10 protein-coding genes are annotated in these 13,730 nt (G+C 29.7%); 2 read left to right on the forward strand and 8 right to left on the reverse strand.

Going from position 1 to position 13,730, the window contains the following annotated elements; translation table 11 throughout:
* Positions 1–5: 5 nt before the first annotated feature.
* The 4 genes from ACTG48_RS17330 to ACTG48_RS17345 form a co-directional block, all read right to left on the reverse strand.
* Positions 6–1,877: a beta-glucoside-specific PTS transporter subunit IIABC gene (locus ACTG48_RS17330; RefSeq protein ID WP_479917514.1), complete on the reverse strand. Its 1,872-nt coding sequence runs from the start codon at positions 1,875–1,877 to the stop codon at positions 6–8.
* Positions 1,867–2,727, reverse strand: coding sequence for a PRD domain-containing protein (locus ACTG48_RS17335; RefSeq protein WP_479917515.1), 861 nt, complete (start codon positions 2,725–2,727; stop codon positions 1,867–1,869). The genes ACTG48_RS17330 and ACTG48_RS17335 overlap by 11 nt, the downstream gene beginning before the upstream one ends.
* A 515-nt stretch (positions 2,728–3,242) precedes the next feature.
* Entirely contained in the window at positions 3,243–5,198 is a 1,956-nt protein-coding gene (locus tag ACTG48_RS17340) for an oxidoreductase (RefSeq protein ID WP_479917516.1), read from the reverse strand.
* Between the two features lie 19 nt (positions 5,199–5,217).
* Positions 5,218–6,474, reverse strand: a complete 1,257-nt coding sequence (locus tag ACTG48_RS17345; RefSeq protein ID WP_479917517.1) for an L-lactate MFS transporter — start codon at positions 6,472–6,474, stop codon at positions 5,218–5,220.
* A gap of 188 nt (positions 6,475–6,662) precedes the next feature.
* On the opposite strand from ACTG48_RS17345, the gene ACTG48_RS17350 reads away from it, so the two are divergent.
* On the forward strand, positions 6,663–7,211 hold the full coding sequence (locus ACTG48_RS17350; protein ID WP_021385958.1) for a PadR family transcriptional regulator: 549 nt from the start codon (positions 6,663–6,665) through the stop codon (positions 7,209–7,211).
* Between the two features lie 451 nt (positions 7,212–7,662).
* On the opposite strand, the gene ACTG48_RS17355 is transcribed toward ACTG48_RS17350, so the two are convergent.
* The 3 genes from ACTG48_RS17355 to licT form a co-directional block, all read right to left on the reverse strand.
* The gene (locus ACTG48_RS17355; protein WP_479917518.1) at positions 7,663–9,090 is read right to left on the reverse strand and encodes a 6-phospho-beta-glucosidase; all 1,428 of its coding nucleotides are present in this window, start codon (positions 9,088–9,090) and stop codon (positions 7,663–7,665) included.
* 79 nt (positions 9,091–9,169) lie between these two features.
* Positions 9,170–11,098 carry a beta-glucoside-specific PTS transporter subunit IIABC gene (locus ACTG48_RS17360; protein ID WP_479917519.1) on the reverse strand — a complete coding sequence of 643 codons (1,929 nt, stop codon included), beginning with the start codon at positions 11,096–11,098 and terminating at the stop codon, positions 9,170–9,172.
* 147 nt (positions 11,099–11,245) lie between these two features.
* A complete protein-coding gene (licT, locus tag ACTG48_RS17365; protein ID WP_479917520.1) occupies positions 11,246–12,088 on the reverse strand; it encodes a BglG family transcription antiterminator LicT in 843 nt (280 codons plus the stop codon).
* Between the two features lie 362 nt (positions 12,089–12,450).
* Between licT and ACTG48_RS17370 the strand changes: the two genes are divergently transcribed.
* A complete protein-coding gene (locus ACTG48_RS17370; protein ID WP_479917521.1) occupies positions 12,451–13,200 on the forward strand; it encodes an EFR1 family ferrodoxin in 750 nt (249 codons plus the stop codon).
* Between the two features lie 164 nt (positions 13,201–13,364).
* Here ACTG48_RS17370 and ACTG48_RS17375 read toward each other — a convergent pair whose 3' ends face one another.
* Positions 13,365–13,730: an ArsR/SmtB family transcription factor gene (locus tag ACTG48_RS17375; RefSeq protein ID WP_479917522.1), complete on the reverse strand. Its 366-nt coding sequence runs from the start codon at positions 13,728–13,730 to the stop codon at positions 13,365–13,367.

The raw sequence follows: 13,730 nt of genomic DNA on the forward strand, positions 1-13,730 counted from the left end.
AAAATTTATACTATTACAGTTAATAGCTCTTCTGATTCATCATTTGATGAAATTACATCTAAATAATCACTAGTATTTGTAACTACAGTTATTATAGTTGAATCAAATCCTTCTTCTATAATTTTATCAGATTCAAATACTGCTAAAGCATCTCCTTTTTTAACTCTTTGATTTTGTGTTACAAGACTTTCAAAGAACTTTCCATCTAGATTTACAGTATCTATACCAATATGAATTAATATTTCTAATCCTTCGTCAGTCACTATCCCATAAGCATGTTTAGTTGGAAATACTATAGTTATAGTTCCATCTACAGGAGATATAACAGTTGATTTTGATTCACTAGGTGTAATTCCAACACCTTTGCCTAGTGCTCCAGATGAAAATGCCTTATCATTAACTTCTTCAAGTGCAATTATCTTACCTTTTGCAACACTTCCAACACTAATAGTTCTTGAGTCGTTTTCATTAACTACTAATTCTAATCCTTTTTCATTATCATTCTTAATTTCTTCTTTCTCATCTGAAGGTATTCCTAATAAATAAGAAGCTACTGTTGCTACTACAAATGCTACTACTACACCTATTATCATAAATGTAAAGTTGGATAGCTCTCCTCCAACAAGATACGTTGGTAATGCTGCTAATCCCCAAACCATTCCGTATGTTTTAACTTGTGCCAACCCTGCTATTAAACCACCTAGACCTCCACCTATCATTACTGCTACAAATGGTCTTCTATATTTCATAAACACACCAAACACTGAAGGCTCTGTAACTCCCATAAGTGCACTAAAACTTACCGTACCAAATAACTGCTTTTGTTCCTTATTTCTAGTTTTTAAGAAATATCCAAACATTGCACCACAAACTGCAATATCAGATATTGTTGCTGCTCCCATAAAAATTGGGTCATATCCTAATGCTGTCACAGAATTTAAAGCTATAGGCATAGTAAAGTTTGCTGCACCAAAAACTATTAAAAGTGGTTGGAAAGCTGCATACAGTGCAACAACACTCCAATTTCCTACTGTATCAATTAAAAACATACATGCATAGTTTAGTCCATCACCAATCCACATACCAATAGGTCCAAATATTGTTAATGTAACTGATAAAGTTATTATTAAAGATAGTACTGGAACTAAAAAGTAGTGTAATGCTTTAGGTAGGATTTTTTTCAAACCTGCAATTATAATTCCCATTGCCCATACACCTAAAAGTATTGGAATAAAGCTATTTGCATAAGTTGTTGCTTGTAAGTTTATACCAAAAATACTCAATCCTTCTACACCATCTATTGATGAAGACAATAACGTAACTGCTAATACTACTGCTATATAAGGATTTACATTAAGTCTTTTTGCTGAAGCTATTGCAATTAATACTGGTAAGAAGTGAAATGTAGCACTTCTTAATGTATCTAATATTTGATATGTAGGGCTATCACTATGAAGTATACCTGACATATTTAAAAGAGCTAATATACTTGCAAGTATACCAGCTGCAAGTAGTACCTCAATTACTGAAGTCATAGTCTCTGAGACTACTACAAATATGGAATTAAATATACCTTTGATACCTCTAACTCCTTTTTTTCTTTCACTCTTTATACTTGATTCACTTGAACTTAAACCTATCATAGACATAAACTCATTATATACATCTACAACATGAGTTCCTATTATAATTTGATAAGCAACATCATTAGAAACTACATCAATTACCCCTTTTAATTTTTTAATTTCTTCTGTTTGAGCTATACTCCTATCATTTAATGTCAATCTTAAGCGAGTAACACAATGTGCTACCGACTTTATATTTTCTTTTCCTCCTATGAATTTTATTATATTTTCATTTAACTCTTTATACTTCATCTGATTTTACCCCCAATCTTTGAGTCACCCTATTTATATGCAACATTAAATAAGTTTCTTCACTTATAGATATATCAACATTAAATTGTGATTTTACATATTTTCTTATTTTTTGAACACTTCCAAATGATTTTGGATAAAGTTTACTTACTTGTTTATATAAGTCTATTGAACCATCTTCATCTATTGAAGCTTCCTCTGATATAATTCTTTGTATGAAGTACTGTAGATGAGTTGTAAATCTCATATAGTTTGTTGAAGTTTCATCTAACTCTACATTAAAATGATATTTTATTATCGAAACTATATCTCCTAGAGTTCTTAATTCTACAATTGTGTCATCATGAGATTCTTTATTTACTTCCATATTTACAAAATGAAGTGCTATTGATACTGCTTCATCATCAGGAAGATTAATCCCCTTACTATCACCAATTAATTTTAGTGCATACATACCAATTTCAAAGTACTTTGGATAAAATCTTTTGACATTCCATACTAAGGGACTTTTTATAAACTGATTCTTTTCACACCTTTTAAGCAAAAACTCTAGATGGTCTAGTAACGTTAAACTTAGATAATCACTTGATTTTATATTTAAAGCTTTCTCCCCATATTCAATTATTTCATTAATAAGAACTATGTTGTTAGAATCTGAGTTTTGTAGTAAGTAACTAAAGTGTTCCAACATATCATATGAATCTATTATATAAGTTCTCTCTATTTCATTTTCACTTATTACTTGTCCTACTCTTTTTTTAAAACCAATACCTTTGACAAATACAATAATTTCGTTTTTACCTCTTTTTACTAAGGCTACATTATTATTTAAAATCTGAATTATTTTCATATCTTCCTCCCTTCAATAAAAAGAACTCAAGCATATATGTATAGAGTATTCCTCTATTTTTTACATATATACTTGAGTTCTGCCTGCTAATCAGTAACATACTCAAAATTATGACTACGTCGCCATAACTAGAATTCTTTTTCGTTTAATTTTATATTCTATATATTATACTATCTATATAAATCTGTCAACGATTTCCTAGATATTTTTTAAACTTGATAAGTATAGGCTTGTTAAACAATCCTCTATAAAATTTACATCCTAAATTGATATTATTAAATGTTATATTATAGTCACTATGTAAATCCTTTGCCTATCTTATTTTAGAATAATATCTAGAATTCCTAATTACCGAAAAAATTAGTATTATTTTCAATACAAATTTTACTTTTTTCATAGAAAATCATATTCACAATTATTAATTTGTTAAAAAAAGAGTATAGATAGATTTATTTTCACAAAAATCTACCTATACCCACTATTCAAACTTTATTATTTTATAAACTTCACATATATTATATATCAAGTGCTGCATGATATCCTTGATATACTGCAGTTGTTATAGTAGATGGACGTACACAGTCACCTATTTGTGCCACATGTGGAGCACAATCTATTAACTCATCTACTATATTTCGATTAGCTCTTTGACCAAGTGCACATATAACATGTGTTCCTGAAACTAAAATTTCATTACCATCTTTATCAGCACAAAGAACACCCTTCTCTGATACTTTTAATCCTTTAAACTCTGTATGTACTTTAATATCTTGTTTCTCTATTTCACTTAAAAGTATTGGACGATGTCTTATATTTGCATCTGGAGCAAGTTCTCCTCTCATTTCTACTAGATGAACCTTCTTACCTTCTTTCGATAAATGTATTGCTGTTTCACATCCAGCAAGACCTCCACCAAGTACTATTATTTCTTTTGCAGTTTCTACTTTATCTTTTTCTAGATAATAATTATTTACAACTACTACATTATCACCATCAAGTCCTGGAATTGGTGGAACTAAAGGAGACGAACCTACTGCTATTATTAAGGCGTCCACATTTTCTTTTTCTACATACTCTTTAGTAACTTCTGTATTTAAACGAATCTCTACACCTTCATCTTTTGCTAATTTGCTAAAAGTATTTCCAAGTTCATACATTTCGTATTTAAATGGTATAGCTTTTTCTCCTTTTAATATTCCACCTAATGCATCTGATTTTTCGCAAAGTATTACTTTATGACCACGTTGTGCTGCTGTTATTGCTGCTTTTAATCCACCTGGCCCTCCACCTGCTACTAAAACTTTTTTAGGTTTTAATACTGGAGTTATTTCCATACCTTCTATTTCACGACCTATAAGTGGATTTACTGTACATCTTCTAGTGGAAGTTGCAGCTCTTTCAGCCATACAAGTGAAACATCTTAAACACTTAACTATATCTTCATCTCTATTTGACATTACCTTTCTTGGAAGTTCATGGTCTGCCAATAATGCTCTTGCCATTTCAACTACATCAGCTTTTCCACTTGCTATTATCTCTTCCATTTGAGATGGGTCATTTAATCCACCAAGAGTTGCAACTGGTACACTTACATGTTTTTTGATTTCTGATGCAAGATAAACATTACAGCCATGAGGTACAAACATAGATGGATGTGTTATTCCAAATCCTCTTTGATACGTTCCTGCTGAAACATGAAGTAAGTCAATTCTTGACTCTAATAACTTAGATATTTCAATACCCTCATCTAAATCATATCCACCTTCAAATAATTCAGAACCACTTAATCTAAATTCTATTGGGAACCCTGGACCTACAGCTTTACGAACACTATCTAATACTTCTTGTGCAAAACGTACTCTATTTTCTAAAGTACCTCCATATTTATCAGTTCTTTTATTAAAGTATGGTGATAAGAATTGATTGATTAACCATCCATGTCCTCCATGAACCATTATCATTTCAAATCCAGCTCTTTTAGCAAGACTTGCAACTTCACCATAAGATTTTACTATATCATCAATTAATTCTTGAGTTAATTCCTTTATTTCTAGACCATCAGCCCTTATACTTGGACTTACTCCATACTGTGACAAACCTTGCTTTTTATTTTTATCCACTAGGTAAGTCCCTGCATATTGACCAGAATGTGATAGTTCTACACTTGGTATTGCTCCATGGCGTCTTATAGCATCTGCTGTATATGTAAAACTAGCTAAAGAATCAACTATTTTTAAATCTAAATGATACGCATGTGAACCATCAGTTTCTGGATGAACCATGCACTCACTTATAGTTACAGCTCCAGCTCCACCCTTTGCTCTTAATTCATAAAATGCTGTTGACTTTGGTCCTATTGTACAATCAGCTGTTATATCTGTTCCACCCATTGGTGCAGAAAACATTCTATTTCTGAATACTACATTTCCTATTTGAATTGGCTTACATAAATTTGGATATTTTCTTTTCATAATATTATTTCCCCCAATATTAACTTATTTTTTTACTTTGATATTTTGATACTTCTTTATTATTTACAAATCTATAAACAAATGTTAATCCTAATCCTATTATTGCCATAACAATTCCTATTGTGAATGCTCTTGTATAATTACCATCTACTGCATAAACATTTTTCATTACTGTAGGTCCAATGTATCCTGCAAATGCAAATCCTATAAACATGATTCCATAATTAACACTATTATTTTTAGGGCCAAACTGATCTACTGTAAATCCTGGGAATACACCCATAAATGACCCAAAACATACTCCTATAATAGAAATCCCTATGTAAAACTTCACTACATCTCCTTGTACTGAAGTTGATAGACATAATAAACCTACAATTGAAATTAGAAATGCCATTGATAAAGTATTTATTCTACCTATCTTATCTGATATATAACCTGCTACAATACGACCTGCTGTATTGAATAAAGCTAAAATAGAAACTGCCATCGCAGCTGTTGCTGATGTCATTCCTATCATATTTTGTGCTAAAGCAGATGCCATTGATGTACACATCAATCCGTAAAACGCTCCACATGTTAATAAAATAATCATCACATAGAATATAGATGAAGAAAGCATTTCTCTCCAATCTTTATTTTTTAATTGTTTGCCTTTCGTAACTGGTGGAGTCCATCCCTCTGGTGCAAAATCATCTGGGCATTTTTCAATAAAAAATGATGCTCCACATACAATTATAAGAAATACAACTCCTATTGATTTAAATGCTGTTGTAATACCAAAGCTAGTAGTTATGCTATTTGCTATTGGTGGTATAATTACAGAGCTAAATCCATAGGCGGCAGTTGTTACTCCCCCTACTAACCCACGTTTGTCTGGGAAAAATTTAACAGAGTTACTTATTGTACATCCATATACCATACCTACCCCAAGTCCTAGTATGATTCCATATGTTAAAATTAACATTGGTAAGCTTTTTGAAAATCCAGATAAAATCATTCCAATACCAAATATAAGACCACCTACAAAAATAACTTTTTTAGGTCCAAACTTATCATTTATTCTTCCTCCAGTAATCATAGTTATAGGTCCAACAGAATTAGTAACCGTGAATACTATTGCTAAAGTTCCTGCAGTAAATACTGTTCCATTAATTCCACTTAAGTATTCTGCCATAGGTGTAGCAAATACACTCCATGCATAGATTGACCCAATGCACAAATTAATAAAACAACTTGCGATTAATATAATCCATCTTTTTTTAGTATAGTTCATTATTTTTTCCCCTCCAAATAATTCAATCTATTCCTTTTATTTAGGTTAATATTATCATAATAATGTTTTCATGTAAATACAAACATGTAATAAATTACATGTTTGTATTTACATTTTTTTATTTAACCTATTTTTTTATAAATAATGATATAATAGACTTATTGATAATAAAACTAAAGAGGTGAAACATGGGAACCCTTAAATATGCAATATTAGGACTATTAAATAGAAAACCTATGACAGGATATGATTTAAGTAAAGAGTTTAATTTTCAACTAAATGAATTTTGGAGTGCAAAACATAGCCAAATTTATCCAGAACTAAAAAAATTAACTAATGAAGATTTGATAGTTCATGAAGTTGAAATTAGTGGTGATGTATTAGAAAAAAAAGTTTACTACATAACAGAAAAAGGAAAAGATGAATTTTTAATTTGGTTATCTAAAGATATTCCAATGGAACCTACTCCTAAAAATAAGTTTCGCTTGAGAGTGTATTTTTATAATAATTTAGATTTAGAAAATCGAATTGCTTTACTTAAACACCAACTTGTTCAGCATAGTAAACGACTTGAATTCTTAATAAGTCAAAAAAATGCTTATACTGAAATTCCTGATTTTTATGATGATTATTTTGGTGATTATCTTGTATTAGATGGTGCCATTATAAGAGAAGAAGGTCAAATTAAATGGCTAAATAACTGTATAGATATTTGTTTAAATCAAAGTAAAAAATAAATGTTTTTAAAGAGCTATACAACATAAAAAAGATGATTTCCATTTTGAATGGGAGTCATCTTTTTTATTCTCAATGATTCCTTTAACTATTACAGTAATACATATACTAATCTATCTCATCTTTTAACTATTTAAAATTAGAGCATGATTTTATATTTGATTCATTCTTAAAGTTATAAAAACTACTACAGTTCATATTAAATCATCCACGCTATATTTATTTTATATGTAAAAATACCCTACAAAATAGACTTTTTCGGTATCTACTCTATAGGGTACATTTTAATTTAACTCTATTTTCATATCTTTTTATGGATATTAAATCGAATCTTCGTCACAATCAATCTAATATAATAATTATAAGTTATTTCTCCAATATCTTTTTGTGAGTTTAAATAGTCGATACAAGGATGAAAAATTATACCCACTATTAGTTTTATATTCTTTTTATTTAATATAAATCCTCACCATTTGAAGCAATTACTTTCTTATACCATTCAAAGCTTTTCTTTTTCGTTCTTCTTAAACTTCCATTACCACTATTATCTCTATCTACATATATAAACCCATAACGCTTTTCCATTTCACCCGTACCAGCACTTACCAAATCAATAGGTGCCCATGTAGTATAACCTAATAAATCTACACCATCTATATAAACTGCATCACGCATAGCTTTTATGTGTTCTCTTAAATAATCAATTCTGTAATCATCTTCTACATAACCATTTTCGTCAGCTATGTCTTTAGCACCCAATCCATTTTCTACAATAAATAGTGGTTTCTCATATCTATCATATACATGATTTAATGTAATTCTTAAACCTAATGGGTCAATTGGCCATCCCCATTGGCTATATGAAAGATATGGATTTTTAGCAGATGTAAATATATTTCCTTCAGCCACATCATCTGTATTTTCATCAGTTCTAACACAACGACTATTGTAATATGAAAATGAAATAAAATCTACTGTATATTTATTCAGTAACTCAATATCACCAGGTTCCATTTTTGGTGTAATACCTCTTTGTTCCATATACTTTAATGCATAATTAGGATATTTTCCTCTAGATTGTACATCTACAAAGAAATAATTTTCTCTATCTAACTTCGTAGCTTCCCATACATCATTAGGATTGCAACTATAAGGGTATACACTTCCAGCTGCAAACATACATCCAACTAAGTTATTTGCATCAACTTCATGTGCTATCTTAGTTGCAACTGCACTAGCTACAAGTTCATGATGAGCAGCTTGATATTTTATCTTTTCAACATCTTCACCTTCTTCAAAATAAATACCAGCACCCATAAATGGAGCATGTAAAATCATATTTATTTCATTAAAAGTTAACCAATATTTCACTAATCCTTTATATCTTCTAAAGATAACATTACATAGTTTCTCATAGAAATCTATCATTTTACGATTACGCCATCCACCATACTTTTCAATTAAATACATTGGACAATCAAAGTGTGTAATAGTAACTAGTGGCTCTATCTCATATTTTTTACATTCTTTAAATATATTTTCATAAAATTGAAGCCCCTTTTCATTTGGTGTTTCTTCATCACCTTTTGGGAATATTCTGCTCCATGCGATACTCATTCTGTATACTTTAAATCCCATTTCGCCAAACAACTTTATATCTTCTTTATAATTATGATACATATCAATACCAGTTTGAGCTGGGTAGTAATGCTCATCGTCAAAATTAAGCATTTTTAATTTTCCTGTAATAACTGCCGTTCTATCTTTTCCTGTTGGGCATACATCTACATTTGCTAGACCTCTTCCATCTTCATTATATCCACCTTCACATTGATTAGCAGCAGTAGCTCCTCCCCAGAGAAAATCTTTTTTAAAACTCATAGTTAAGCCTCCTAAAATTACAACTAAAGCATTAACCTATGCGAATACTTTAGTCTTTTATTAATACTTTAATATTTTACTAAAATATAACTGTAATCAGATTATCTTCTAATTCAGTATTTTTACTTTCTGTTTCTACTACATCTAAAAACTGTGATGAATTTGTAATAACAACTGGAGTTACAACACTATATCCTGACTCTTTTATTACATTAATATCAAATTTTAGTATTGTTTGACCTTTTGTAATCCTGTCACCTTGTTTTATACATGCCTCAAAACCTCTTCCTTCTAACTGAATCGTATTTAATCCAATATGAATAAGTACTTCAACACCTTCATCTGAAAGAATTCCTATAGCATGTAAACTTGGGAATAAAGTTGTAACCACACCATCTACTGGCGCAACTACTTTTCCATCACTAGGTATTATTGCCACACCTTGACCTAGTACACCAGATGCAAATGCCGCATCCTCTATATCGCTTAATTTTAATACTTCTCCTTTTATAGGGCTTGCTACTATCTCTTTTTCTAATTTAGCAGACTTAACTTCTTTTATTTCTTCTTTTACCTTATTTTCTACCTTTTTAGCTTCTTCTTTTTTCTCATCTTTATATAAAACCATAGTTAATACAAAAGCTACAACCATTGATATGGCTATACCAGAAAGAGCTACTATTAAGTTGCCCATTCCTCCATCTGGCTCAATCATCGCTGGAAGTTCGAATATTCCCATACCTCCAGTTATAAACTTTCTAAGATTAAAGAATCCATAGAAAGCTCCTCCAATACCACTAGCAATACAACTTATTATAAATGGTTTCTTTAAAGGTAGTAATATTCCATAAATTGCTGGCTCTGTAACTCCAAATATACCAGATATAAAGTTTGGTATTGCCATCTCTCTTAATTTCTTATCTTTAGTCTTGAAAAATATCGCTAATACAACTGCTGAACTTGCAAATGTACAAGCAAAGAATGGCATCATAACATTATCGTATCCTAAAGTCATAACATTGTTTATATATACAGGAATAAATCCCCAGTGCATACCAAAAATAACAAGAATTTGCCAAGTAAATCCTACTATAGCACCTGCTAATAATGGACTAAAATCTCTTACTGAAAGTACAACTTGTGAAATAAGTGTAGAACCAAATGTTGCTATAGGACCTATAACTATAAGTGCAACAGGTAATGTTACTAATAATGTGAGCATTGGTACAAAGAAGAATTTAACTAAATCTGGAATAAACTTGTTAAATAATTTTTCACACCTAGATGCAAAATACACTATAAATATAATTGGTACAACTGTTCCAGTGTAATCCATTGATATTATTGGTAATCCAAGGAAATCAATATATACTGGTGATGCAAACATCGTTCCTTTAAATAAAGTATACATCGCATCTGTACCTGCTGATATACTGCTACCTTGTATAGCAGGATAACACATTGCAGCTCCTAGTGCTAATCCTAACATTGGTTTTAAACCAAATTTTTTAGCTGAAGTATATCCTAAAAATAAAGGAAGAAATGTAAACAATGCATCTCCTGTTGCATTTATTACCATATATATACCAGATACATCACTGTATAGTCCCATTGCTACAAATAGAGCATTAAAACCTTTTAACATACCACAAGCTGCCATTATTCCTAATACTGGCTGGAAAATTCCTGATATTATATCTATACATTTATCTAACATACTACCTGACTTTTTCGTTTCTGAATTTGTACTTGAGTCATCTAAGTCAATTATTTCAACTACATCTTTATATACAGCTTCAACATGATTTCCTATAACTACTTGATATTGCCCTCCACTTTTCATTACAGTAACAATACCTTCCATATTTTTCAACACATCGTCATTTGCTATACTTTCATCTTTTAATGTAAAACGTAATCTCGTAATACAGTGTACTAATCCACTAATATTTTCTTTTCCTCCAACATTTTTTACTATGTCTTGTGCTAATTGTTTGTATTTTCCCATTTTCTCCTCCATATTTCGTTTAAATTAAATTTTTGAAATTTGAAGGTTTGGCCAACTCAATGTTACCATCCAACCATAGGTATATCTTTTTAGTATCACTTCCTTTCAATAGCTATTCCTATATAAACTACTACAAGATTATTCAACTTATATTTTTGAATCTTTAACTACTTTAGCTAAATGTATAGTTAAATATATAAGTTCATCATCTGTTAATATGTAGTTATACTGTTTTTTAATAAAATTTTTAATCTTAATTACACATTCAAACTCTTTATTGTACTTAGACTTAATAATACTTAATAACTCTTTATCTGTTTCACCTTCATGTGCACTATTTAAAAGTAATCTCTGTGCAAAGAATTTCAGATGCATTATAAATCTATAATAAAATACTGATTCTTCATGAAATTCTATCCTAAAATGATATCTAACTATACTAAGTACTTCTTGTATTAGCTTTGTAATATCAGATGCCAAAGTGTGACCTTCACTTAGCTGGGCATTTACTATATGAAAAGCTATAAATCCAGCTTCATCTTCGGGTAATTTTACACCTGTTTTGCTTTCGATAATGTCTAGTGCTTTCATTCCAATTTCAAACTCTTCTTTGTAAAATCTTTTAATTTCCCAAAGTATTGCATTTTTTACGTTTATTCCTTCTTTCATTCTTTGAATTGCAGAATATGTATGGTCACTTAGTGATATATAAATACTTTCATTTAAGTTCTTGTTTAACTTTGTCTGTGCATATTCTATAATTTCACTTGATAATTTCATGTGTTCTATAGGAATGTTATTAAGTAATTCTTGTAGCTTATTTGATATTTCTTTGTTTGATATTCTAAATACTTTGTTAACTTTAGTTTTATCTATTAGACTACCTTTTGATTTTTGATAACCAATGCCTTTGCCCATGACGATAATTTCTTCATCATTTTCATCTAATGTGATTACAACATTATTGTTTAATATCTTATTAATTATCATGATTATCCTCCTTTTAAGCATAAAAAAAGCTTATCCATAATAATGGGCATACTCCTTCCTAGGATACTGCTATTATTAATGAATAAGCTTAGCTTGTACTTAAACAATTACTACCTAATTCCAATTATTATGATAAAACATTAGACATATTTTGTCAACGTTTTCTATACATTTATTTAATCTTCTATGACTATTATTTAATGGTAATCAAATTCTTTACCAATAAATATAAAAAAGATTAATGTGCTATAATTTCTTTAACTAGTAAATTTTATATTTATTATAATGCAATATATTCATAAATTACTTTATTACAAAAAAATATTAAAGATTAACATAAAAAATAGTTAGGAGATATAATTATGATTTTATATTTTAGCGGTACTGGTAATAGCCGATATGTAGCTCGCAAAATTGCACAAGAATTAAACGATGAACTAATATCATTAAATCAACTTATAAAAGAAGAAAAAACAAATGACTTAATATCAATAGATAAACCATTCATATTCGTATGTCCTACTTATGCATGGAGATTGCCAATAGTAGTTACAGATTTTATAAAAAGAACAAAATTTTTAGGAAACAATAAAGTTTACTTTGTAATGACTTGCGGAGGAGATACAGCAAAAGCTGTAAACTATATTAAAAAACTATGTAAATATAAAGATTGGCAACTAAAAGGCATGGCAGAAATTAAAATGCCAGAAAATTATATAGCTTTATTTCCAACAACAGATAAAGAAACCTCAAAACAAATGATTAAAGAGGCAGATAAACAAATATATAAAATTATTTCTGATATACGTAATGAAAATGAATTTGAAACCATTACCCCTAGTGGCTTAGGCGGTACAATTAAAAGTGGTATAACAAACATAGCTTTTTATAAGATAATTGTTCATGCCAAAGGATTTCACTATACTGATAAATGCATTGGCTGTGGAAAATGTGTAGCATTATGTCCTTTAAATAATATTAATTTAAAAAATCAAAAACCAGATTGGGGAAATAACTGTACTCATTGTATGGCATGTATTTGTGGTTGCCCTACTGAAGCTATTGAGTATAAAAATAATACTCAGAATAAAGAAAGATACTATTTAAAATAATACATTTTTGCCATTTAAACCATTATAAAAGGGGCAGTCTCAAAATTGAGATAAGCCCCTTTTTCATTGTTAAAATCATAGAAATATATTTGATTTCATACAAAAAAGAGAACCTCATGAACTAAAAAGTTAGTTTTGAGATACTCCCTTTTTGTTAAATTATTTTACTCACCTTTTCTTGCATCATTTTCACCAATATGTTGTATTCCAATAAATATAAGATTTATTAATTCTGTTAGTGATTTCCATTGTGATTCTTTTGAATCAAGATAATAATAGTTTTTTGTTCCTTCTCTACGTACATTGACAATTTCTGCTTCTTTCAATATTTTAAGATGATGAGATACAGCAGGACGAGAAAGATGTGTTTTTTCTGTAATTTCTCCCACTCTTATTCCATTAAAATCACTCTCTAGAAGTGTAATTAAAATCAACTGTCTAGTTTCATCACCCATAGCAGAAATAGCTTTACGACATTCTTTAAATTTAGATGTTATTTCTTGTATTCTTTGCTGACATTCTTTTTCCAT

The sequence above is a fragment of the Clostridioides sp. LIBA-6822 genome (genome assembly GCF_056688955.1).

What these genes read in the sequence shown, in the direction of transcription:
- ACTG48_RS17340 (WP_479917516.1), bottom strand. Translation starts at nt 5,198, where the DNA reads ATGAAAAGAAAATATCCAAATTTATGTAAGCCAATTCAAATAGGAAAT.
- ACTG48_RS17355 (WP_479917518.1), bottom strand. Translation starts at nt 9,090, where the DNA reads ATGAGTTTTAAAAAAGATTTTCTCTGGGGAGGAGCTACTGCTGCTAAT.
- ACTG48_RS17370 (WP_479917521.1), top strand. Translation starts at nt 12,451, where the DNA reads ATGATTTTATATTTTAGCGGTACTGGTAATAGCCGATATGTAGCTCGC.
- ACTG48_RS17335 (WP_479917515.1), bottom strand. Translation starts at nt 2,727, where the DNA reads ATGAAAATAATTCAGATTTTAAATAATAATGTAGCCTTAGTAAAAAGA.
- ACTG48_RS17360 (WP_479917519.1), bottom strand. Translation starts at nt 11,098, where the DNA reads ATGGGAAAATACAAACAATTAGCACAAGACATAGTAAAAAATGTTGGA.
- ACTG48_RS17330 (WP_479917514.1), bottom strand. Translation starts at nt 1,877, where the DNA reads ATGAAGTATAAAGAGTTAAATGAAAATATAATAAAATTCATAGGAGGA.
- licT (WP_479917520.1), bottom strand. Translation starts at nt 12,088, where the DNA reads ATGATAATTAATAAGATATTAAACAATAATGTTGTAATCACATTAGAT.
- ACTG48_RS17350 (WP_021385958.1), top strand. Translation starts at nt 6,663, where the DNA reads ATGGGAACCCTTAAATATGCAATATTAGGACTATTAAATAGAAAACCT.
- ACTG48_RS17345 (WP_479917517.1), bottom strand. Translation starts at nt 6,474, where the DNA reads ATGAACTATACTAAAAAAAGATGGATTATATTAATCGCAAGTTGTTTT.
- ACTG48_RS17375 (WP_479917522.1), bottom strand. Translation starts at nt 13,730, where the DNA reads ATGGAAAAAGAATGTCAGCAAAGAATACAAGAAATAACATCTAAATTT.